The sequence below is a fragment of the Mesorhizobium sp. LNHC252B00 genome (assembly GCF_000502955.1).
Taxonomy (GTDB): domain Bacteria; phylum Pseudomonadota; class Alphaproteobacteria; order Rhizobiales; family Rhizobiaceae; genus Mesorhizobium.
Window position 1 is genome coordinate 59,958 of record NZ_AYWO01000002.1, and the last position, 22,929, is coordinate 82,886.

The following is a 22,929-nucleotide window of genomic DNA, read 5'->3' on the forward strand; positions in this document are numbered from 1 at the left end:
TCATTCCCGCCCGAATCGCTTGGCTATCGCGGCAAGTCCCCGATGCAGCGACACACGCACCGCCGTCTCGCTGATACCGAACCTTGCCGCCGTCTCTCCGATAGAGCGGCCTTCCACCGATACGGCTGAGACCACCGAGCGCTGTGCCGGCGACAGGCCATCCAAAGCCCGGTTGATGTCGCGCTCGCTGACGGTTTCCGTTTCCGGCTCGGCGAATGTCTCGGCGATATCGTCGATATCGATCTCGATGCGCCGTCCACGCCGCCGGAACGCGTCGATAAGCTTGAAGCGGGCGATTGCATAGATCCACGGCAACACCGGCGCGTCCTGGCGCCAGGTATGTCGTTTCACATGAATGGCCAGCAACGTTTCCTGCACGACATCCTCGGGATCGACCCCGCCCTGCACGATCTTGCGCCTGACAAAACCGCGCACCAGCGCGGCAATCCGGTGCAGAAAGTCGGCATAGGCCCTTTCATCTCCCGCGATCGCGGCCCGCATCAGCCGGGAAAGCTCGGCCTCGTTCTTGCCGCTCACAAGAGTTCACTCCCCCGATTTTCGCGTCTCGGCGCTGATTTGTTACGTGGCCGGCGAAATAATGTCCAAGCCAAACTAGCGGCAAATCACGAAACTTTGCAGGCGCTCGATCAAAATCAGCAAAGCAATGTTGACTATCCCGGTCAGGTATCGATAGGTGCAGCCCTGACAGACCGAAGACCCGCAGAACGAGGACATGCCATGAAATACGCCCTTTCCACCCTCGTCGGCGCCACCGCGCTGGCAATCATCCTGCTCGCCGGTCCGGCGATGGCGGAAGATGATGGCATCATTGTTTACAACGCCCAGCACGAGAGCCTGACCAAGGCGTGGGCCGAAGGCTTCACCAAGGAGACCGGCATCAAGGTAACCGTGCGCAATGGCGGCGACAGCGATTTCTCGAACCAGATCGTCGCCGAGGGCGCTGCTTCGCCCGCAGACGTGTTCCTGACGGAAAACTCGCCAGCCATGGTGCTGGTCGAAAATGCCGGCCTGTTCGCGCCGGTCGAAGCCGACACGCTGGCCCAGGTTCCCCAGGACTATCAGCCGGCCAGCGGCAAATGGGTCGGCGTCGCGGCGCGCAGTACGGTCTTTGCCTATAACAAGACCAAGCTAAGCGCCGACCAGCTACCCAAGTCGATGCTTGACCTCGCGGATCCGAGCTGGAAGGGCCGTTGGGCCGCTTCACCATCGGGCGCCGATTTCCAGGCCATCGTCAGTGCGCTGCTGCAGCTCAAGGGCGAGGCCGCCACGGCGGACTGGCTGAAGGCGATGAAGACCAACTTCACCGCCTACAAGGGCAACAGCACGGTGATGAAGGCGGTCAACGCCGGCGAAATCGAAGGCGGCGTGATCTACCATTATTACTATTTCGGCGATCAGGCCAAGACCGGCGAAAACAGCAAGAATGTCGCGTTGCACTATTTCAAGAGCCAGGATCCGGGCGCATTCGTTTCGATCTCCGGTGGCGGTGTGCTGGCTTCGAGCAAGCATCCGAAGGAAGCCCAGGCCTTCCTGAAATGGGTGACCGGCAAGGGCGGCCAGGACGTGCTGAAGACCGGCGATTCCTTCGAATACGCGGTCGGCAAGGGTGCGGAGTCCAACCCGAAGCTGGTACCGCTCGCCGATCTGCAGGCGCCAAAGGTCGATGCCACGAGGCTGAACTCCAAGAAGGTCACCGACCTGATGACGGCAGCCGGCTTGCTTTAGTTGACATTCCTCCTAAAAGGACAACCGACCACGCTCCCGCGGAAATTCGCCTTCCGCGGGAGTGATTTTGTTTTTCGAGATGGCATTCGTCGATGACGACACGCTGTGTTCCCGACCGCGATCGCGGTCCTTCAATTGCTGCCGCTGGACGCCAACGGCGTGGCGTCTGACCTGATGCAGTCTGCGGTCGATCTTGCGCGCTCGGGCCTGCCTTCGGGCACAGGCCGAAGGTCTCGGCGGCGCGTACCGCTTTGGCTGGTCATCGTCGCTATCTTCGTTGCGCTGCTGGCGCTGCTGCCGCTCGCCTTCATCATCTGGATCGCAGTGCAGACCGGCTGGGAAACCGTCTCGGCGCTGGTCTTCCGGGCACGTGTCGGCGAGCTTCTGGTCAACACTGTCCTGCTGGTGCTGCTCTGCGTGCCGATCACCATCGTGCTGTCGGTTGCACTGGCCTGGCTGACCGAGCGCAGCAACCTGCCGGGCGCCCGGTTCTGGGCGTGGCTGTGCGTGGCGCCGCTCGCCATTCCCGCTTTCGTGCACAGCTATGCTTGGATCACCATGGTGCCAGGACTGCACGGCCTGTGGGCCGGCGTCCTGATTTCCGTGATCGCCTATTTCCCCCTCCTGTATCTGCCGGTGTCGGCGGCGCTGCGCCGTCTCGATCCCGCCCTCGAGGACGCCGCCGCCGCACTCGGCCTTGGGCCCCGGCGCGTGTTTTGGCGTGTCGTGCTGCCGCAATTGCGGCTCGCGATCTGCGGCGGCTCGCTGCTGGTCGGTCTGCATCTGCTGGCTGAGTACGGCCTCTATGTCTTCATCCGCTTCGACACCTTCACCACGGCGATCGTCGACCAGTTCCAGTCGACCTTCAACGGGCCGGCTGCCAACATGCTGGCCGGCGTACTGGTAAGCTGCTGTTTCGTGCTGCTCGGCCTCGAAGTGCTGGTGCGCGGCGAGGAGCGCTATGCCCGCGTCGGCTCGGGCGCCGCGCGCTATCAGCAGCGCACAAGCCTCGGACGGGCCACCGGACCTTGCCTGGCCTTGCTTGTCGTCACCACGCTGCTGGCGCTTGGCGTGCCTTTCGTCACCATTGGCGGCTGGCTTGCCGCCGGCGGCGCGGCTGTCTGGCGCTTCGACGAGATAGGGCTGGCGCTTGGCCAAACGCTGTTCCTGGCGCTCGCCGGCGCATTGCTCGCCACGGTCGCCGCCATGCCGATGGCCTGGATCTCGATCCGCGCGCCGGGGCCATTGCAGCGCCTGCTGGAGGGCTGCAACTACATCGTCGGCTCGTTGCCGGGGGTCGTCATTGCGCTGGCGCTGGTCACCATCACCGTGCGCATCGCGTTTCCGCTCTACCAGACCCTGTTCACCATCCTGATGGCCTATGCGCTGATGTTCCTGCCGCGCGCGCTGGTCAGCCTGCGCGCGTCGATCGCGCAGGCACCTGTCGAACTCGAACGGGCAGCTTCCAGCCTCGGCCGGCCGCCGCTGCAGGCGCTGTGGTCGACCACGATCCGCCTGTCGGCGCCAGGTGCAGCAGCCGGCATGGCGCTCGTGGCACTCGGCATCATGAACGAACTGACCGCCACCCAGATGCTGGCGCCGAACGGCACCCGCACGCTGGCGATGGCGTTCTGGTCCTACAGCAGCGAGATTGATTATGCCTCTGCGGCACCTTACGCCTTCATCATGGTGGCCATGTCGCTTCCCTTGACCTGGCTGCTTTATGTCCAGTCGAAACGGATGGCCGGACGATGAGCTTTCTCGAGATCAGCGGCCTGCACAAGCATTACGGCCCGGTCGCGGCGCTTGCTGGCGTCGACCTCAGCGTCGCCAGTGGCAGCCGCACGGCGATTGTCGGCCCATCGGGCTGCGGCAAGACGACCCTGCTGCGGCTGATCGCCGGCTTCGAGGCCCCGGATCGGGGCCGCATCATGCTCGACGGCGAGGTTCTGGCCAATGGTGACGGTGCCGTGCCGGCACATCGCCGCGGCATCGGCGTGGTGGCGCAGGACGGCGCCCTGTTCCCGCATCTGACCATCGGCGACAATATCGGCTTCGGCATGGCGCGTGGCGAAGAAAAGCGCACCGAGCGCATCGTCGAGCTCGCCTATATCGTCGGGCTCGACAAGGCGATCCTCAAACGCCGCCCGCACGAACTCTCCGGCGGCCAGCAGCAGCGCGTTGCGCTGGCCCGCGCCATGGCGATGAAGCCCAGGCTGATGCTTCTTGACGAGCCGTTCTCGGCGCTCGATACCGGCCTGCGCGCCTCGATGCGCAAGGCGGTGGCCGAGCTTCTGGAAACCGCCGGCATCACGACCATCCTGGTGACGCACGACCAGGCCGAAGCGCTGTCCTTCGCCAGTCAGGTCGCGGTGATGCGCGACGGCAAGTTCTCGCAGATCGGTACGCCACGCGAACTCTATTTCAAGCCGAAGGACAGGATGATCGCCGAATTCCTCGGCGACGCCATCATCCTGCCGGCAAAGATATCCGCTGGCTTCGCCAGCTCGCCGCTCGGCCGCATCGCGGTCGACACCAACGACAGCCGCGACGTTGCCCGCATCATGCTGCGGCCGGAGCAGATCGCGCTGAAAAGAACGTCGCGCGAGGGCATGTCGGGCACTTCGGACATGCTGTTCGGCGAAGTGACGGAATCGGAATTCGCCGGCTCGATGTGCACGGTCGCGGTGCGGCTTCTGAACAACGCCGATCCGCCCGATGCGGCCGCGATCGGCAACACGCCGCTGGTGCTGCGCAAACCGGGCATGGACGCGCCGGCGGTCGGCGAGATCGTCCGGCTGACCGTGTCGGGAAAGGCGCATGTCTTTGCCTGAACGCCGACGCGTAGGACATATCGTTCGGATTAGCCGACGCGCTTTCCGGCGTGATCGAACCAATGCAGCTTTTCTGCCTTGGCAACCACGCGCAACTGATTGCCGACCGTAGCGGTCGCGCGACCAGCGACACGCACGATGATGCTGCTGCCACCCGCGGCACAGTGAAGAAAACTCTCGGCACCTACCGGTTCGACGGCCGCGACCAGCGCCGGCAGGACGAGTGCGCCGGACGGCGCCTCCGCATTGAAGGTAACGTCGGCATCCTCGGGCCGAAAACCGACTGTCGCGGCTCTTGCCTGCTCAGGCGCGAAGGCAATCGCCGTGCCGTCAGCTAGCATCGGGCCCGAGGAGCCTGCGGTCAACGCCAGGAGATTCATCGGCGGCGCGCCGATGAAGGAAGCGACGAACGTCGAAGCCGGTTTCTCGTAGACGTCGAGCGGCGCCCCCATCTGCTCGACCAGTCCGGCATTCATGACAACGAGGATGTCGGCCAGCGTCATCGCCTCGAGCTGGTCGTGGGTGACATAGACCGACGTGACGCCGAGCGAGCGCTGCAGGTTCTTGATCTCGACCCGCATCTGGCCGCGCAATTTGGCATCGAGATTGGAGAGCGGCTCGTCGAACAGGAAAACGCGCGGGTTGCGCACAATGGCACGGCCCATGGCGACCCGCTGGCGCTGGCCGCCGGACAGCTCGCGCGGGCGTCGGTCGAGCAGTGTTGAAAGTTCCAGCACCTTCGCCGTCGAACGGACCCGGCTGTCGATCTCGTCTTTCGGCGTGCCGCGGTTGCGCAACCCGTAGGCCATATTGTCGTAGACCTTCATATGCGGGTAGAGCGCATAATTCTGGAACACCATGGCGATGTCACGCTCGGTCGGGCCGATGGAGTTGACGATCTTGCCGTCGATCGCAACCGTTCCCGAGGAGATGGTTTCGAGCCCGGCGATCATTCTGAGCAGCGTGGACTTGCCGCAGCCGGATGGGCCGACCAGCACGCAAAGCTGCTTGTCGGGAACGGCGATGGAAACCCCCTTCACGGCCTCGAAGCCGCTCGGGTAGACCTTCTTAACGTCCTTCAGATCGACGGTCGCCATCAGCTTCTCACTTTTCGGAATCGACTAGGCCGCGAACGAACCAGCGTTGCATCAGCACCACGACCAGGATCGGCGGCACGATGGCCAGCATCGCTGTGACCATGACCAGGTGCCATTGCGTATCGGCATCGGCGAAGGAGACCATCCTCCTGAGCGCGATGACGATCGTATTCATGTTGTTGCTGTTGGTGACAAGCAACGGCCATAGATACTGTGTCCAGCCATAGATGAAGAGGATGACGAACAGCGCGGCAATGTTTGTGCGCGACAATGGCAACAGGATATCGAAGAAGAAGCGCCACGGCCCTGCACCGTCTACACGCGCCGCCTCCACGAGTTCACCTGGAATTGTCATGAAAAACTGTCGAAACAGCAATGTGGCGGTGGCCGAGGCGATCAGCGGGATGATCAGGCCGGCGTAGGTGTCGATCATGCCGAGATCGACCATCACCTTGTAGGTGGGCAGGATGCGCACCTCAACGGGAAGCATCAGGGTGATGAAGATCAGCCAGAAGAAGACCATCCGCAGCGGAAAACGGAAGAACACGATCGCATATGCCGACAGGATCGAGATGAAAATCTTCCCCACCGCGATGCCGAGCGCCATGACCGTGGTGTTGAGCAGCAATCGACCGACACTGACGCCGCCGATGCGGCCGACACCGCCGAACAGCGCTTCGCTATAATTGTTCCAGAACTGATCGCCGGGCAGGAGCGGCAATGGCGGCTTAAGGATCGTTTGCAGCGTCTGCGTCGAGGCAACGAATGTGTAGTAGATCGGGAAGGCGACGATCAATATGCCGAGGATGAGCACGGCATGGGCGAGGAAAATGCGAGACGAGGACTGACCGATCATCGCTTGCCTCAGCCGTAATGGACTTTGCGTTCCACGTAGCGGAACTGGATGGCGGTGAGCGAGATCACGATGATCATCAGGATGACCGACTGCGCCGCCGAGTCACCGAGGATCAGATTGACGAAGCCGTCATTGTAGACCTTGTAAACCAGCGTCTCAGTCGCCTTGCCCGGACCGCCGCCGGTGACGGCATGGACGATGCCGAACGTGTCGAACAGGGCATAGACGGTGTTGACGACCAGCAGGAAGAAGGTCGTCGGCGCAAGCAGCGGGAAGACGATGGTCCAGAATCGCTTGGTCTCGCCGGCCCCGTCCATGGCCGCCGCTTCGATCAAGGTTTTCGGCACCGCCTGCAGGCCTGCGACGAAGAACAGGAAATTGTAACTGATCTGCTTCCAGGCAGCGGCGGACACCAGCAGGATCATGGCGTGGGTGCCGTTGAGCAGCGGATCCCAGGCGATGCCGAAACTTCTCAGCATGTAGGCCAGCGACCCGATCGACGGATTGAAGAGGAACAGCCACAGCATACCGGCAATCGCCGGCGCCACCGCGTAGGGCCAGATCAACAGCGTGCGGTAAAGACCTTTGCCGCGCACCACCTTCTCTGCCATGACCGCGAGCAGGAGTGCCACGCACATGGCGACGATAGCGGTCGCAAGGGAAAACACCACCGTCACCTTGATCGAGTTGAGGTAGGCTGGATCGGCAAGCACCTTCCTGAAATTGGCAAACCAGACGAACCTGGTCCTCAGTCCGAACGGGTCCTGCCTGAGCATGGACTGATAGAACGCCTGACCGGCCGGCCAGTAGAAAAAGACGAGCGTGATGGCAAGTTGCGGTGCCACCAAGAGGTAGGGGAGGACCTTGTTGGGAAAGACGACGCGAGGGGTCAAGGAGCCACTCCGGGCTGGTTAGTCGGGTGGCACCATATGGTGCCCTTCTCTGTCAAAGGTGGCATTGATGGACGTTTCGGATTCGGCAGCATCGACAATTGGCGAAATCACAGCAAATCTCCCCCTCTCCGGGGGGAGATCCCTGACAGGACGGTGGGTGCGCAGTAGAACAAGGACTTTTGCGCCCGCTTTAGTTCCCCAGCGCTTCCTTGATCGCGGCATTGCCGCGTGTGACCGCATTGTCGAGCGCCTGCTGCGCGGTTTGCTGGCCGGCGAGCATCTTCTCGAACTCCTCGTTCTGGATATCGCGCACCTGCGGCAGATTCGGCAGACGTACGCCCTTCGAATTGTCGGTCGGCGCCTTACCCGTCATCTGCAGGATCGGGGTCTCGCGACCGACGTTCTTGTCATAGAAACCGGATTTGTTGGTCGCTTCATAGGCCGCCAGCGTTACCGGCAAATAGCCCGACTTCTGGTGCAGGTACTCCTGCACGTCGGTCTTCGACAAATAGGCGAAGAAAGCAGCCACTCCCTTGTATTCCTCGTCGGATTTGTCCGCGAAAACCCACAGGCTGGCGCCACCCGGCGTCGTGTTCTGCGGCGCGCCCTTGGCGTCGCTGTCATAGGGCAATTGGCCGATGCCGTAATTCATGCCGGACTTGACGATATCGCCGAGCCCGCCGGAGGATTCGGTCATGATCCCGCATTCGCCAGCAAGGAAGATCTGCTTGGCTTCGGAGGTGCGCCCGCCATATTTGAAGGTGCCGTCCTTGGCGAGGTCTGCGAGCGCCTGGAAGTGATTGACGAAAATCGGCGCATTGATCTTGAGTTCGACATCGCCGCCGGCCAAGCCATTCTGCTGGGTGGCCCATGGCACATCATTCCAGGCAGCGAAATTCTCCAGATGGATCCAGGTCAGCCAGGTCGAGGTGTAGCCGCAGGCGGCCGCGCCGCTCGCCTTGATCTTCTTGGCATCTTCCCACACCTCATTCCAGGTCTTGGGTGGGCTGCCGACGTCGAGACCAGCCTTCTGGAAGATGTCCTTGTTGTAATAAAGGATCGGCGAAGAGGAGTTGTAGGGGAAGGACAGCATGGTGCCGTCCGGCTTCGAATAATAGCCGACGATGCCTGGCAGGTATTGGCTCTTGTCAAAGGTCATTCCAGCGCTGGTCAATACATCGGCTGCCGGCTTGATTGCGCCTTCGGCTGCCATCATCACGCCGGTGCCGACGTCGAACACCTGGATAATGTCGGGCGCCTGGCCGGCGCGGTAGGCGGCGATGCCGGCATTCAGCGTCTCGGGATACGTGCCCTTGAACACCGGAACGAGCTCATAATCGCTCTGGCTGGCATTGAAATCCTTGGAGATCTTGTCGACGACCTCGGCATTGGCGCCAGTCATGGCGTGCCACCAGCTGATCTGCGTGACAGCAAAAGCGGAGGCGGTGGAAAGCAGCGTAAAGGTGGCGGCAACACCGGCCGCGAAGCCGAAGGACTTCATGTTTCATCTCCCGTTTGTCATTGGCGAAAGGGGCACTCCCGCACAGGCAATATGTGTCGGTCATGACAATCAGACAACGGCTTTGTTGCAGATCGATGAACTTCATCTCTGCCTGAAGCAATGCTCGCCTCCCCGTAACAGACTACGGCAAAGCAATGGCGTTAGCCGACTTAGCGCGACAACGAACAGCGCAGGGACCGTCTTCAGGACCGGGCTCCGCCAAGCTGGTTTTCGGGTATGACAATGCTGATTACAGCTGCAGCAGCCGTGAAACGGTGAGTTGCTCTAAAGGCTTTCGGGTTTGAGCACCGTCTCGACCAGTCTCCTGGCATCCGGCCCCGACCATTCGGCCGGGCCGTTCATATGGGCGAGCAGGCAGCCCTCGCCGTCGATCAGCATGGTGACGGGAAGGCCGAGCGCCAGGCCGCGCTTCTTGAGGTCGTTGAACAGCGCCATCGTCGAATCCCTGTAGTAGCCGAGCGTCGCGACGCCGGTATCCCTGAGGAACTTCTTCGGCTTCACATCGTCGCCGGCATCGACATTGACCGCGACCACTTCGAAGGCATCGCTGCCCTTTTCCTTCTGCAAGGCGTCGAGCGCCGGCATTTCGGCGCGGCAGGGCGCGCACCACGTTGCCCACAGATTGAGCAGCACGGTCTTGCCGGCATGATCGGCGATCGTCATCGGCTTGCCGTCCGGACCGTTGAAGGCGAGGCTCCTCATTGACNCGGCGACCACCTGAAAGGCGTCGCTGCCCTTTTCCTTCTGCAGTGCATCGAGCGCCGGCATTTCGGCACGGCACGGCGCGCACCATGTCGCCCAGAGATTGAGCAGCACGGTCTTGCCGGCAAGGTCGGCAAGCGTCATCGGCTTGCCGTCCGGACCGTTAGAGGCGAGGCTTTTCAAGGATTGCGGCGGATCGGCCGGCAACAGTGCAGCGACTTCACCGGTGGCCGAGGCCGCGATCTTTTTGGCACGGTCGCTCTTGGCGGCGCAGGCGACATCGTCCTTGCTGTCACCGACGGCTGCTTGTGCCGGTGCATTGTTGCCAGACCGGCTCTCGCTGACATATACCGCGACCGCGCCGGCCAGCGCGCCCGCCACCAAGGCGGCGAGGATCAGGCGCGGGGCCGGGAAGAATTTATTACCGTCTGCCATTTTCTCAGAAGTGCTCCGAATCACGGGTTATAGCCATGAGCGACAAGAAGACCAGCAACCAGATGTGGGGCGGACGTTTTGCCTCGGGTCCGGCCGCGATCATGGAAGCGATCAACGCGTCGATCTCCTTCGACCGAAAACTCTATGCGCAGGACATCAAAGGCTCGATCGCCCATAGCGAGATGCTGGCGCAGACGGGCATTATTTCGGCGGCCGATCAAGAAAAAATCGCTCACGGGCTGAACACGATCCTGAATGAGATCGAGGCCGGAAGCTTCGAGTTCTCGACCCGGCTCGAAGACATCCACATGAACATAGAGGCCCGCCTTGCCGACCTGATCGGCCCGGCCGCCGGCCGGCTGCACACCGCACGCTCGCGCAACGACCAGGTGGCGGTGGATTTGAGGTTGTGGGTCAAGGACGAGTGCTTTCGCGTCGCCGAGGCGTTGAAAGGGCTGATCAAGGCGCTGCTGGAGCGGGCCGAGGAGCATGCGGCGACGGTGATGCCGGGCTTCACCCATATGCAGGCGGCGCAACCGGTGACCTTCGGCCATCACTGCATGGCCTATGTCGAAATGTTTTCGCGTGACCTGTCGCGCGTGCGCGATGCGATCGAGCGGATGGACGAAAGCCCGCTCGGCGCCGCGGCCCTCGCCGGCACCAGCTTCCCGATCGACCGCTACCGGACCGCCAAGGCGCTCGGCTTCCGCGAGCCGATGCGCAATTCGCTGGACAGCGTCTCTGATCGCGATTTCGCGCTGGAGTTCCTCGGCATGGCGGCGATCTGCGCCACGCATCTGTCGCGGCTGGCCGAGGAGATCATCATCTGGTCGACGCCGCAGTTCGGCTTCGTCAGGTTGTCGGACTCGTTTTCCACCGGCTCCTCGATCATGCCGCAAAAGAAGAACCCCGATGCCGCCGAACTGGTGCGCGGCAAGACCGGCCGCGTCACCGGCCATCTGGTCGGCCTGCTGACGGTGATGAAGGGCATGCCTTTGACCTACGGTAAGGACATGCAGGAAGACAAGGAATCGGTGTTTGACGCCGCCGAGACGCTCGACCTGATGCTGGCGGCGATGACCGGCATGGTTTCGGACATGACGGTCAACGCCGCTGCGATGAAAAAGGCCGCCGGCTCCGGCCACGCGACAGCGACCGATCTTGCCGACTGGCTGGTGCGCACGCTCGGCCTGCCATTCCGCGAGGCACATCATATCACCGGCCGGGCGGTGGCGCTGGCCGAAGAGAAGAAGGTCGGGCTGGAGAGGCTTTCGCTGGAGGATTTGCAGTCGATCAATCCCGGCATCACGGCGGACATATTTTCGGTGCTGGCTGTGCAGAACTCGGTCAAGAGCCGCACCAGTTTCGGCGGCACGGCGCCGTCAGAAGTGAGGAAGCAGATCCGCGCCTGGAAAAAGCGACTGGCGAAAGCGTGATGCCGGATATTGCGGCCAGCAATATCGCTCATATTGCAGCCAGCAATATCTCGGGGTGCAATACGCCGAGAACTCGGCTAAAAGCGGCGGCTGGCAAAAGTTTCAGACGGATGGATCGATGACCGGAAGCAGGATTTTGGTGACGCTCGCGCTTCTGGTGGCGATGGCGGCCGTTTCGGCCTGCGGCAGGAGGGCCGGTCTCGACACGCCCTATGAGGCAGCCGTGCAAGCGCGCAAGGATGCCTCCAAGGCCCATCAGCCTGTGCCGCCGGAGCCGGAAAAACCGGTCGTGGACAAGAAGTTCATCCTCGACCCGCTGATCTAGAACCGATGAGGCTGGGGTTGGTCTTTCTAAACCCGATCTCATCGCGCTCCAACTTCCCGGAACCACTCTCGTGAACCATTTCGACTACCGCGACGGCGTGCTGCATGCCGAGGACGTGGCGATCCCCGATATCGCCGCACAGGTCGGCACGCCGTTCTACTGCTATTCGACGGCCACCTTGACCAGGCACTACCGGGTGTTCGCGCAGGCCTTTGCCGGGCTCGACGCGCTGGTCTGCTATGCCATGAAGGCCAATTCCAACCAGGCCGTTCTGCGGACGCTGGCGAAGCTCGGCGCCGGCGCCGACGTGGTTTCGGAAGGTGAATTGCGCCGGGCGCTGGCCGCCGGCATCCCGGCCGGCAAGATCCTGTTTTCGGGCGTCGGCAAGACCGCGCGCGAAATGGACTTTGCCCTTGCCGCCGGCATCCTGTGCTTCAACGTCGAATCCGAGCCTGAACTCGAGCTGCTATCGGCCCGAGCCGTGGCGCTTGGCAAGGTGGCGTCGATCTCGCTGCGCATCAATCCCGATGTCGACGCCAAGACCCACAAGAAGATTTCCACCGGCAAGGCCGAGAACAAGTTCGGCATTCCGTGGCAGCGGGCGCGTCAAGTCTACGCCCGCGCGGCAAAGCTTCCCGGCATCAAGATCACCGGCATCGACACCCATATCGGCAGCCAGATCACNTCGATCTCGGCGGCGGCCTCGGCATTCCCTACCGCGTCGACAACAACCCGCCGCCCCTCCCCGATGCCTATGCCCAGATCGTCAGGAAGCATGTCACCAAGCTCGGGCTGAAGGTGATGTTCGAGCCGGGCCGGCTGATATCAGGCAATGCCGGCATCCTCGTCTCGGAAGTGATCTTCGTGAAGGAGGGCGACGCCAAGAACTTCCTGGTCGTCGACGCCGCCATGAACGATCTCATCCGGCCGACGCTCTACGATGCTTTCCACGACATCCGTCCGGTCGTCCAGCCGCCTGCCGACGCGCCGCGCATGATGGCCGACGTGGTCGGCCCGGTCTGCGAGACCGGCGACTATATCGGCCTCGACCGCGATCTGCCCAGGCTGAAGGCCGGCGACCTGATTGCCGTCTTCACCGCAGGCGCCTATGGCGCGGTGCAGGCCGGCACCTATAACACTCGCCTGCTGGTGCCGGAGGTGCTGGTTGATAGCGACCGCTTCCACGTCGTGCGTCCGCGCCTGACCTATGACGACCTGATCGGGCTGGATTCCGTGCCCGATTGGCTCGCATAGAGGTGTCGGAAACATACTTACCCGTCACAGGGAGCAGATCATGGCGAACGGCAACACCGTCACACGCGAGCGCATTGCCGCGATGGAACCGCGCATCCGCCCCTATATCAGGCGCACACCGGTGCTGCGCGTCGACATGGCCGACTTCGACCGGCCGCCGCTGACGATCGACCTGAAGCTCGAATGCCTGCAGCACTCCGGCTCGTTCAAGGCACGCGGCGCGTTCACCAATCTCCTGGAACGGCCGGTTCCCGAGGCCGGTGTCGTCGCCGCGTCGGGCGGCAACCATGGTGCTGCCGTCGCCTATGCCGCCATGCGGCTTGGCCACAAGGCGACCATCTTCGTTCCAGAAGTGAGTCCGCCGGCCAAACTGGAGCGGATCCGCTCCTACGGCGCCGATCTGATTGTCGGCGGCGCCCGCTATGCCGAGGCACTGGCCGCCAGCGAACGCTTCGCCGAGGAAACCGGCGCCTTGCAGATCCATGCCTTCAACCAACAGGAGACGCTGATCGGCCAGGGCACGCTCGGGCTGGAAATCGAGGGCGATTTGCCCGACATCGACACGCTGCTGGTCGCTGTCGGCGGCGGCGGCTTGATCGGCGGCATCGCTGCCTGGTTTGCCGGCCGCATCCGCATCGTCGCCGTCGAGCCGGAAGGGGCGCCGACGCTTTACCGGGCGTTTGAAGCCGGGCACCCCGTCGATGCGCCAGCAGAGGGCATCGCCGCCGATTCGCTGGCGCCAAAGCGTGTCGGCGAGATGATGTTCCCGATCGCCGAGGCCTTTGTCGAACGCTCGATCCTGGTCAGCGACGACGACATCATCGCCGCGCAAAAGGCGCTGTGGAACCGGGTGCGCATCATCTCCGAGCCGGGTGGCGCCGCCGCCTTTGCCGCGATCCTGTCCGGCCGCTATGCGCCGGTGCCGGGCGAACGCGTCGCGGTGCTGGTCTGCGGGGCAAATGCCAACCCCGCAACTTTCTGGCTGCAACCGGTGGAACTATAACGGCGGCCTTCACGTTTTCGCAAACTGCCTCGCCTTTGCCGTGTTTGCTGGTATTCTTCGAGTCGTGAGGCTTGGGCTATCCTGCCCGCCCACAGCATGACCCCAAAAGGGAATCCGGTTTCCGGACAGATCATGCAGGAGACAGAGTCCCATCCCGGTTCTTTCGGGATGAAATAGGAGGAAGGGCCGATGACGCAACGACCCACCTTCAACGGCAACCGCGGCCTGGCCGGGCGCCTCGCCTTGAGCCGGCTGGCGACGCGGGTCTCGATGATGGTCGAGCGTGGCTGGCCGTTGCTGCTTCCGCTCGTCATCGTCGCCAGCCTGTTCCTCAGCGCCTCATGGCTCGGTATCTTCACCCGGCTGCCGGATATGGCGCGCATCGGCCTTGTCGCCGCCTTCGCGATCGCGGCACTGGCCGCGCTCTACCCGCTGCGTTTCTTGCGCATCCCTGGTGCCGCCGAAATCGACCGCCGCATCGAGGCGGCCAATCAATTGCTGCACAGCCCCGTGCTGGTGCAGACCGACCGGCCTAGCGGCAGGGAAAGCAGCTTCTCGCAGGCGCTCTGGCGCGAGCACCAGAAGCGCATGGCCGGAAAGCTTGACAGCCTCGGCGCCGACCTGCCGCGCACGCGCGTGCCGGAACGCGACCCTTGGGGGCTGCGCGCGGTGGCAGCACTTTTGCTCGTTACCGCCTTCGCCTTCTCCTTCGGGCCGACGGGCGGCAGGATCAGCGACGGGTTCAAAGCCCATGGCGCACATGATGCCGTGCCGCCGCGCATCGACGCCTGGGTGACGCCACCGGCCTACACCGGCAAGCCGCCGATCTTCCTGACGGCCGACGCCAACCAGGCGACCCCGACCTTCACCATTCCCGAAGGCAGCGATGTTTCGTTGCGCGTGACCGGCGGTTCGGGCGAGGAAACGCTTGCCTACGCCGACAAGAGTGGCAATTCCCGCGCCATCGACCCGGCCGGCCCGCAGGCCGCCGCCACGGCCAAGCCGGCGGCAAGCCCGGCAACGCCGTCCAAGATACGCCAGTTCACCGGCAAGCTGACCGGTGACGGCACGCTGACGCTGACATCGGGCGAGGATCAGCTCGGCCGCTGGGCCTTTGCGGTCATAGCCGACAAGCCGCCGCAGATCCGCTTCGTCGGCGAGCCGAAGCGCGCCGCCAACGGCGCCTTCGAACTCAACTACCAGATCGACGACGACTATGGCGCCGCCACCGCCAAGGCGGTTTTCGCGCTTGCCGATCAACAGGCACCGAATGCCCATCCGCTCTATGGTCCGCCCGAAATGCCGCTTTCGCTGCCGCGCCGCGGCGGCAAGTCGAATGCCGCCAGGACCTCCAAGGACCTGACGGAACATGTCTGGGCCGGCAGCAGCATAAAGCTGACGCTGGTTGCCACCGACGACGCCGGCCACACTGCATCGAGCGAAACCAAGACGCTGCCGATGCCGGAACGGCCATTCGCCAATCCGCTGGCACGGGCCGTGATCGAGCAGCGCCGCCTGCTCGCGCTCGACGCCAATACCAAGCCGCGCGTGCTCGACCTGATGGACGCCATCACGCTGCGGCCGGAAGACACATTCGACAACATGTCCCACTATCTCGCCATCATGAGCGCCCGCAGCCGGTTGAAGATGGCCGACAGCGACGATCAATTGCGCAACGAGGTCTCCTATCTCTGGGAAATTGCGCTCGGCATCGAGGAAGGCAACCTCTCGGCCGCGGAAAAGCGGCTGCGCCAGGCGCAGCAGGCACTGCAGGACGCCATCAAGAATGGTGCCAGCGACGCTGAAATCGAAAAGGCGATGAAGGAACTGCGCGAGGCGATGAACCAGTTCCTGCAGGAATTCGCGGAGCGCGCCAAGCAGAATCCCAACGCCCCGCAAATGCAGCAGAACGGGCAGGAACTGCGCCAGAGCGATATCGACCGCATGATGGACCAGATCGAGAATCTGGCGAAGTCGGGCGACCGCGACAAGGCGCAGGAATTGCTGTCGCAACTTCAGGACATGATGAACAATCTGCAGGCCGGCCGGCAGCAGCAAGGCGGCCAGCAGGACAGCGAGATGCGCCAGCAGATGGACAAGCTCGGCGATATCCTGCGCCGCCAGCAGGAGATGATGAACGATACCTTCCGCATGGACCAGATGCAGCGCGGCGAACGCCAGCGCGGACAGAACCGCGACGAACAGCTCGGCCAGGACGAGCAACAAGGTCAATCCGGCGAAAACGGCAAGCCGAACGAGGGCGGCCAGCCGAAGCCGATGACACCGCAGGAATTCGCAGATGCGCTGAAGCAGTTGCAGCAAGGTCAGGGCCAGCTGAAAAGCGACCTCGAGCAGCTGAAGAAGGGCCTTGAAGGCATGGGCATGCAGCCCAACGAAGGATTTGGCGAGGCCGGCAAGTCGATGGGCAATGCCGAACAGGCGCTCGGCGAGGGCGAAGGCGATGCGGCCGTCGGCCATCAGGGCCGGGCGCTGGAAGCGCTGCGCAGGGGCGCCAAGGACATGATGAAGCAGATGCAAGCCATGCAAGGCGACCAGGGCGGCAGCGAGAAAGGCGGTCGCCAGCAGAACGCCGATCGTGATCCGCTCGGCCGGCCGCGCGCCAGCCAGGGTCCCGACTTCGGCGATTCGGTGAAGGTGCCCGACGAGATCGACGTGCAGCGTGCCCGTCAGATTCTGGAAGCGATCCGCAAGCGGCTCGGCAACGCGCTGAGCCCCGACATCGAACGCAGTTATCTGGAACGGCTGCTGGAGTTGAAATAGAGCAATTTCAAGAAAGGTGTGAAGCGGTTTTCCGTCCGGAATTGCGACAAGACATAGGGATTGCCGCCCCGCCTCCACCCCACCTGAAGACCCTCTCGAACGGTTGCACCACCATGCCCAAACTTGGCGCCGTCACCCCCATCCTGCGCATCTTCGATATTGCCAAGGCGCGTGAATTCTATGTCGGCTTCCTCGGTTTCGAGGTGCAGTGGGAACATCGCTTCGAAGACGACGCACCGCTCTACATGGCGGTCGGCCGCGACGGCTGCGTCCTGCATCTCAGCGAACATCACGGCGACGGTGCACCCGGCATTGCCATGCGCATCAAGGTCGAGGACATCACCGCACTGCATCGCGAACTGATCGGCAAAAAATACCGCTTCGCCAGGCCGGGCCTGGAAGAGACGCCATGGAAGACCCGTGAGGTATCGGTCGCCGACCCATTCGGCAACCGCCTGCATTTCTACGAGGATGCCGCGGGTTGATCCTGCCTGTTGACGAACGCTTCGCGGATTGCCTCCTGCATGCCGTCGATCGCCTCACCTGAGGCATTGGGGTTGCGGTGCATCACCACATTCGAGGAATCGATGTCGCCGAACCCGTCCGCGGCCGTCAGTTCGCGACAGCCGCTTGGGATGTTGCTGCGCGAAATCGGCGCGATCGCCAGTCCGGAGGTGACGGCGAGCTTGAGGCCGCCAGTGGTGTCGCTGGTATAGGCGACACGATAGGCAAGATTGCGCTGCTCCAGTGACTTGATGGCGAAGTCCTTGCACCAGCCGGCCCGGTTGTAGAGCGCGATCGGCACAGGCTGCTCCTCATGCATATGGTGCAGGGTCGATGTCACCCACACGGTCGGATCGTGCATCAGCACTTCGCCGCCGGCAGGATCCTGCCATTCGAACACTACGCACAGATCGAGTTCTCCGGCGGCGAGCGCCGCTATCTGTGCCCCTGAATGCGCATAGCGCACCGTGACCTCGACCTGCGTGTGACGCTTCGAAAACGCACCGAGCGCGCGCGACAGGATAGCGTGGCCATACTCCTCCGGAATGCCGATGCGCACCGGCCCGCCAAGCGGCGCCGCCGCCATCGAAGCCGCCGTCTCATCGAGCAGCGAGACGATGCGGCGGGCATTGACGATGAGTTCGCCGCCGCGCCGCGTCAGCGCGACGCCGCGCGAACCGCGCTCGAACAAGCTGTCGCCGATCAGCTCTTCGAGCTTCTTCATCTGCATCGATACCGCAGACTGAGTGCGGCCGGCCTGCTCCGCTGCCCTGGTGAAATTGCCCGCCTCCGCAATTGCCACGAAGGTGCGCAGGAGGTCGCTGTCGAGGGTCGGTCGCATGAAATCAGCCATAAGGAAATTTGATCGCTGGTATCATTTCAATTCGTTTGCAACATGTCAAACCCAGGATGATAGTGGCCTCACCCATTGGATATGCGGCTGCGAAATCAGCCGCGGACCAATCAAGAGTCCTCACTCGTGCCCGCTGCCCGAAACGGTGGCGGGTTCTTTTTACCCGCAGGCGACAGCTTCGGATCGTATACGCAGGAGCTTGGATGCAGATGCAGAATCGGATGGTGCGCGGCATCCTGAGCCTGTGCCTGGGCGTGCTGGTCTTCTCGCTGCAGGACCCGCTCGTCAAAGCCGTATCGAGCGGCTATCCGGTGACCGAAGTGATGGCGATCCGCTCGATCGTCGCTCTGCCGATCCTGATTGTTCTGGTCCATGCCGATGTCGGCCTGCGGGCGATCCTGTCGAAGCGATTCGGCATGCTGACCATGCGCGCCTTCATCCAGTTCACCTCCTATACGGTCTACTATCTGGCAATCGCCGCTCTGCCGCTGGCCGATGCGGTGGCGCTCTATTTCATGGCGCCGCTGTTCATCATGGCGCTGGCCGGGCCGTATCTCGGCGAGCGCGTCTCGTGGCAGACGCTGGCGACCGTGTTGATCGGGTTGCTTGGCGTGCTCGTGATGCTGCGCCCCGGCACCGGACTGTTCGACATGGCAGCACTCCTGTCGCTGGGCTCGGCGGCGCTCTATGGCTTCTCGCAACTCATGGCCCGCAAGATCGGCGACACCGAATCGTCGACCGTCATGGCCTTCTATCAGAACGGCGCCTATCTGGTTGGCGCCGCTGTCGTTGCCGGCGTGTTCCACCTTGCCGGCATCACCCATGCCGTCCACCCCAGCGTGGAATTCCTGGTGCGGCCCTGGCTGTGGCCGACACTGCCGGATTTTCTCAAGATGGCGGCCTGCGGTATCGTCGCCTCCGCCGGCATGATCCTGCTGTCGCAGGCCTATCGGATGGCGCCGGCCAACCGCGTTGCCACCTTCGAATATACCGGCATCCTGTGGTCGCCGCTGTGGGGTTTCCTGTTCTTCGCCGAGGTCCCGCGGTCGACGACCGTCATTGGCGCAGCCCTCATCATCGGCGCCGGCCTGCTGGCCCTCAACACCGAACGGCGCAAGAGCGCTCCACCCGTGCTCACTGCTGCCGATCCAGCCTGATCAGGCGAAGCAGATCAGTGCCCGTTCGACCCGCGAGCGGATTTCGGCCAGCGTAAAGGGCTTCTGCACGACATCGAGGATAACGCCGTCCAACTCCTCGGCGCGCTCGCGTTGGTCGGCATAGCCAGTCATCAGCATGATCTTCATTGACGGAAAAAGGGCCGACGCCGCAATCGCCATCTCGATGCCGTCCATCTCCGGCATGCGGATGTCGGAGACGACGAGATCGTAGCCGCCTTTTGCGGCCTGGATCAGTGAAAGCCCTTGCGCGCCGTCCGCCGCGACCTCGATCGCATGCCCTGCGCGTTCAAGCGCGCGGGCGGCCAGGGTGCGGACGGACTCATCGTCCTCAACGATCAGAAGCTTTGCCATGGCCGGCATATTTGGCCGCGAAAAGTTGACTTTTCCTGAAAGCGGCCACGGTCGGCGGATCTTTTTGGAAGTCGCTCAGACATCGCCTTTCACGACGCCGACAAAAGGCAGTTCGCGAAAAGCGTGCGCGACATCCATACCGTAGCCGACGACGAAATAGTCGGGACAGTCGAAGCCGACATAGTCAGCGTTGAGTGCGGTCTGTCGACGCATGCGCTTGTCGAGCAGCACGGCGATGGAACAACTTTTTGCGCCCCTCGACAGCATCAGGTCGCGGGTGAAGCTTAGCGTCTTGCCCGATTCGAGAATGTCGTCGATCAACAGCACGTCGCGGCCGGTGACCTCGTTGTCGATGTCGCGCAGCACCCTCACCTCGCCGCTGGTGGTGCCCGCGCCGTAGCTGGAGATGAAGATGAACTCGACCTCCGGCGACAAGCCGACATCGTGCATGGCACGGATGAGATCGGCGGCGAAGATGAACGAGCCCTTCAGCACCGAGATCACCAGCAGATCGTGATAGTCGTGGCCGGCGATCTCCTTGGCGAGTTCGAGGTTGCGCCGGGCGATCGCCGATGCTGAAAACAGGACTTCGATGTCCTTGCCGCGTACGATTGGCATTGGTGTTCCTCGGTAGTCGCCTATTGAGCGAAAGTGACTAAGACGGCTCTTACGCCGTACTTAGGCACGTCGAGCCGGCTGGCAAAGCCGAATCTTTCGCCCGACGCCAGCGAGCGGCCGGATGTCCCCAACGTATAGCGGGTTGTGCGCCCGTCATTGCTCGTCACCCGAATTTCGAGCGGCGGCAGTTGCACCGGTTTCGCGCCATCATTGACGGCCTCGCCATCGACGAACAGCGCTGGGTTCGGGCCCGACGCGTCGACGCGTGAGGTGACGCCTGAAATGCTGAGCGCCGAGGGCTGCGCGCTGGACAGGAACGACGCCTGGCGCACCAGCGCATGCCCGCCGGAGACCCAGAAAGCGGCCAACGCGGCGCCGACGCCGGCGATCCAGAAGATCGGTCCGCCGCGCGAGGCCGGCGGCCGTTCCGCCGGGGCCTCGGGCTTGCGCAGCATGTCCATGCCCTCGATGGCCGGTGTGACGATCGCACGCGGCAGCGGCGAAACGCTTTCCACGGCGGGGACAAGACGCGGCATCACCACATAATCGGCATCGACGACGTCGGCAGCGGGACCACGCATGAACCGGTCCTTAGCGGCAATTGCCGCCGGATCGGTCATGATTTCGCCGGAAACCGGGCGCGCGGTTCGATCGTCAGCCATCATGGCCCCAGCATTGCAGCACGTGTTCGCTTTTCGTTTCTTTTGCGTAAACACAAATGGTTAACGCTTCCCCACCGGAGCCCTCGTGACGAGCCGAAAGAGCCCAGGAATTAACCGCCGGTTAACCATGCCGGCCGATGGTCTTTACCCAGAACAGGCCGGCTCGCCGCCGTGCCGAATTTCAGGTCGCCGAAATTGATTCGCTTCGAAAATGTCGGCCTCCGTTATGGCATGGGTCCGGAAATCCTCCGCGACATCTCCCTGCACATTCCGGAGCGCTCCTTCCAGTTCCTGAGTGGGCCTTCGGGCGCCGGCAAGACGACGTTGCTGCGCCTGCTGTTCATGTCGCTGAAGCCGACGCGCGGGCTGATCACCATCTTCGGCAAGGACCGGTCACGTATCTCGCGCTCCGAACTGCCGCATCTGCGGCGGCGCATCGGCGTCGTGTTCCAGGACTTTCGCCTACTCGATCACATGACCACCTACGAGAACGTCGCGCTGCCGCTGCGCGTGCGCGGGCGCGAGGAAGCAAGCTACCGCACCGATGTCACCGAGCTGTTGAAGTGGGTTGGGCTGGGCGAACGCATGCATGTGTTGCCGCCGGTTCTGTCCGGCGGCGAGAAGCAGCGCGCCGCGATCGCGCGAGCACTGATCGAGCAGCCGGAGATCCTGCTGGCCGACGAACCGACAGGCAATGTCGATCCGCCGCTGGCGCGACGCCTGCTGCGTCTGTTCATCGAGCTCAATCGTCTCGGGACCGCCGTGGTGATCGCTACCCACGATCTCGGCTTGATGGAACAGGTCGACGCGCGTCGCATGATCCTGGCCGGCGGAAGGCTGGACATCTATGACTGAACTGTCCGCCGAACATCTTGTGGAACGAGACCAGGACGCCGAGGCGGCGAAGGCAGGGCCCCGCACCCAGCGCAGGATGGCACCGATCGTGCCGGCGCAGAACATCGCCGGCCGGGCGCTGGTGCTGGTCATCGCCATCATGACATTCCTGTCCTGCCTGACCTTCGGCGCGGTGACGCTTGTGCGCGACACCGCGTCCGTCTGGGAGAACCAGATTTCGCGCGAGGCGACGATCCAGATCAAGCCGGTCGACGGCCTCGACATGGAGGCAGCCCTTGCCCGGGCCTCACAGATCGCCGGCGAGTTTCCCGGCGTCAAGGCAACCCGGATCATCGATCGCGAGGCGACCGCTAGGCTGTTGGAACCGTGGCTGGGTTCAGGCCTCAACATCGACGAATTGCCGGTGCCGCGCCTGATCATCGTCACCATCGACGAAAGCAGCCCACCCGATTTCGCCGCGATGCGCGCCGCGATCACGCCGAAACTGCCGAGTGCCTCGCTCGACGATCACCGCACTTGGGTCGACCGGCTGGTTGCCATGGCCCGCACCACGGTGACCATCGGCATCGCCGTGCTGGCGTTGATGCTGTCGGCGACGGTGCTGACCGTGGTGTTCGCAACACGCGGCGCCATGGCCGGCAATGGCCACATCATCGAGGTGCTGCATTTCGTCGGTGCCGAGGCACGCTTCATCGCACGCGAATTCCGCCGGCATTTCCTGGTCACTGGCATGAAGGGAGCGGCGGCCGGCGGTGCCGCGGCGGTACTCGTCTTCATCGTCTTTTCCTGGTGGTCGTCGCGCAACATGGCAACGCCGCAGGCCGACCAGGCAACCGCCCTGTTCGGCAATTTCGCTATCGGCTCGGCTGGGTATCTCGGTGTCGTCTTGATGGTGCTGGTGATCGGCGGGCTGACGGCGGCAACCTCGCACGCCACCGTAGTCGCCTATCTCAGCGACATCGATGTTCGCCAACCGGATGCAGGCTGACGAGGCAAGATGATCACGAATGGAGAATTCGCGTAA

General features: G+C 63.2%; 21 protein-coding genes and 2 pseudogenes. 12 read left to right on the top strand and 11 right to left on the bottom strand.

Features of this window, described 5'->3' with window-relative positions:
- Positions 1-537 carry a sigma-70 family RNA polymerase sigma factor gene (locus tag X744_RS166325; RefSeq protein ID WP_023757215.1) on the bottom strand — a complete coding sequence of 179 codons (537 nt, stop codon included), beginning with the start codon at positions 535-537 and terminating at the stop codon, positions 1-3.
- A gap of 201 nt (positions 538-738) precedes the next feature.
- Between X744_RS166325 and X744_RS166320 the strand changes: the two genes are divergently transcribed.
- The 3 genes from X744_RS166320 (at position 739) to X744_RS166310 (ending at position 4,580) form a co-directional block, all read left to right on the top strand.
- The gene (locus X744_RS166320; protein ID WP_023757216.1) at positions 739-1,746 is read left to right on the top strand and encodes an iron ABC transporter substrate-binding protein; all 1,008 of its coding nucleotides are present in this window, start codon (positions 739-741) and stop codon (positions 1,744-1,746) included.
- 174 nt (positions 1,747-1,920) lie between these two features.
- The gene (locus tag X744_RS166315; protein ID WP_023757217.1) at positions 1,921-3,501 is read left to right on the top strand and encodes an iron ABC transporter permease; all 1,581 of its coding nucleotides are present in this window, start codon (positions 1,921-1,923) and stop codon (positions 3,499-3,501) included.
- Complete coding sequence (locus tag X744_RS166310; protein ID WP_023757218.1) at positions 3,498-4,580, top strand: ABC transporter ATP-binding protein; 1,083 nt, start codon at positions 3,498-3,500, stop codon at positions 4,578-4,580. Before X744_RS166315 ends, X744_RS166310 begins: the two co-directional genes overlap by 4 nt.
- A 29-nt stretch (positions 4,581-4,609) precedes the next feature.
- On the opposite strand, the gene ugpC is transcribed toward X744_RS166310, so the two are convergent.
- The 6 genes and pseudogenes from ugpC to X744_RS1000000174910 form a co-directional block, all read right to left on the bottom strand.
- Positions 4,610-5,677: a sn-glycerol-3-phosphate ABC transporter ATP-binding protein UgpC gene (gene ugpC / locus X744_RS166305; protein WP_023757219.1), complete on the bottom strand. Its 1,068-nt coding sequence runs from the start codon at positions 5,675-5,677 to the stop codon at positions 4,610-4,612.
- Between the two features lie 7 nt (positions 5,678-5,684).
- Positions 5,685-6,533, bottom strand: coding sequence for a sn-glycerol-3-phosphate ABC transporter permease UgpE (gene ugpE, locus X744_RS166300; RefSeq protein ID WP_023757220.1), 849 nt, complete (start codon positions 6,531-6,533; stop codon positions 5,685-5,687).
- An 8-nt stretch (positions 6,534-6,541) separates the two neighbouring features.
- Positions 6,542-7,426: a sn-glycerol-3-phosphate ABC transporter permease UgpA gene (gene ugpA, locus X744_RS166295; RefSeq protein ID WP_023757221.1), complete on the bottom strand. Its 885-nt coding sequence runs from the start codon at positions 7,424-7,426 to the stop codon at positions 6,542-6,544.
- A gap of 190 nt (positions 7,427-7,616) precedes the next feature.
- The gene (gene ugpB, locus X744_RS166290) at positions 7,617-8,927 is read right to left on the bottom strand and encodes a sn-glycerol-3-phosphate ABC transporter substrate-binding protein UgpB (RefSeq protein ID WP_023757222.1); all 1,311 of its coding nucleotides are present in this window, start codon (positions 8,925-8,927) and stop codon (positions 7,617-7,619) included.
- 285 nt (positions 8,928-9,212) lie between these two features.
- Entirely contained in the window at positions 9,213-9,650 is a 438-nt protein-coding gene (locus tag X744_RS166285) for a TlpA disulfide reductase family protein (RefSeq protein WP_280948932.1), read from the bottom strand.
- A pseudogene (locus X744_RS1000000174910) lies at positions 9,645-10,085 on the bottom strand (TlpA disulfide reductase family protein); the annotation flags it as partial. The pseudogene X744_RS1000000174910 and the gene X744_RS166285, both read right to left, overlap by 6 nt.
- A 35-nt stretch (positions 10,086-10,120) precedes the next feature.
- On the opposite strand from X744_RS1000000174910, the gene argH reads away from it, so the two are divergent.
- The 6 genes and pseudogenes from argH (at position 10,121) to X744_RS166260 (ending at position 17,369) form a co-directional block, all read left to right on the top strand.
- Entirely contained in the window at positions 10,121-11,521 is a 1,401-nt protein-coding gene (gene argH / locus X744_RS166280) for an argininosuccinate lyase (protein ID WP_023757224.1), read from the top strand.
- Positions 11,522-11,639: 118 nt separating this feature from the next.
- Positions 11,640-11,846, top strand: a complete 207-nt coding sequence (locus tag X744_RS166275) for a hypothetical protein (protein ID WP_023757225.1) — start codon at positions 11,640-11,642, stop codon at positions 11,844-11,846.
- A 70-nt stretch (positions 11,847-11,916) separates the two neighbouring features.
- Positions 11,917-13,100: pseudogene (locus X744_RS01000000169170) on the top strand (diaminopimelate decarboxylase).
- A 40-nt stretch (positions 13,101-13,140) separates the two neighbouring features.
- Positions 13,141-14,103 (top strand): threonine/serine dehydratase, encoded by a 963-nt coding sequence (locus tag X744_RS166270; protein WP_023757226.1) that lies wholly within the window; start codon positions 13,141-13,143, stop codon positions 14,101-14,103.
- 189 nt (positions 14,104-14,292) lie between these two features.
- Entirely contained in the window at positions 14,293-16,884 is a 2,592-nt protein-coding gene (locus tag X744_RS166265; RefSeq protein ID WP_023757227.1) for a TIGR02302 family protein, read from the top strand.
- 113 nt (positions 16,885-16,997) lie between these two features.
- Positions 16,998-17,369 carry a glyoxalase superfamily protein gene (locus X744_RS166260; RefSeq protein WP_023757228.1) on the top strand — a complete coding sequence of 124 codons (372 nt, stop codon included), beginning with the start codon at positions 16,998-17,000 and terminating at the stop codon, positions 17,367-17,369.
- On the opposite strand, the gene X744_RS166255 is transcribed toward X744_RS166260, so the two are convergent.
- Positions 17,348-18,229, bottom strand: coding sequence for a LysR family transcriptional regulator (locus X744_RS166255; RefSeq protein ID WP_023757229.1), 882 nt, complete (start codon positions 18,227-18,229; stop codon positions 17,348-17,350). The two genes, X744_RS166260 and X744_RS166255, sit on opposite strands and share 22 nt — an antisense overlap.
- A gap of 221 nt (positions 18,230-18,450) precedes the next feature.
- On the opposite strand from X744_RS166255, the gene X744_RS166250 reads away from it, so the two are divergent.
- Positions 18,451-19,398 (top strand): DMT family transporter, encoded by a 948-nt coding sequence (locus X744_RS166250; RefSeq protein ID WP_023757230.1) that lies wholly within the window; start codon positions 18,451-18,453, stop codon positions 19,396-19,398.
- On the opposite strand, the gene X744_RS166245 is transcribed toward X744_RS166250, so the two are convergent.
- The 3 genes from X744_RS166245 to X744_RS166235 form a co-directional block, all read right to left on the bottom strand.
- A complete protein-coding gene (locus X744_RS166245; RefSeq protein WP_023757231.1) occupies positions 19,399-19,770 on the bottom strand; it encodes a response regulator in 372 nt (123 codons plus the stop codon).
- Between the two features lie 75 nt (positions 19,771-19,845).
- Positions 19,846-20,388 carry a hypoxanthine phosphoribosyltransferase gene (hpt, locus tag X744_RS166240; RefSeq protein WP_023757232.1) on the bottom strand — a complete coding sequence of 181 codons (543 nt, stop codon included), beginning with the start codon at positions 20,386-20,388 and terminating at the stop codon, positions 19,846-19,848.
- A gap of 20 nt (positions 20,389-20,408) precedes the next feature.
- On the bottom strand, positions 20,409-21,053 hold the full coding sequence (locus X744_RS166235; protein WP_023757233.1) for a cadherin-like beta sandwich domain-containing protein: 645 nt from the start codon (positions 21,051-21,053) through the stop codon (positions 20,409-20,411).
- 192 nt (positions 21,054-21,245) lie between these two features.
- Here X744_RS166235 and ftsE point away from each other — a divergent pair, with 192 nt between their 5' ends.
- Together ftsE and X744_RS166225 are read left to right on the top strand one after the other, a co-directional pair.
- Positions 21,246-21,905, top strand: a complete 660-nt coding sequence (ftsE, locus tag X744_RS166230) for a cell division ATP-binding protein FtsE (protein WP_023757234.1) — start codon at positions 21,246-21,248, stop codon at positions 21,903-21,905.
- A complete protein-coding gene (locus X744_RS166225; RefSeq protein ID WP_023757235.1) occupies positions 21,898-22,893 on the top strand; it encodes an ABC transporter permease in 996 nt (331 codons plus the stop codon). The genes ftsE and X744_RS166225 overlap by 8 nt, the downstream gene beginning before the upstream one ends.
- Positions 22,894-22,929 lie beyond the last annotated feature (36 nt).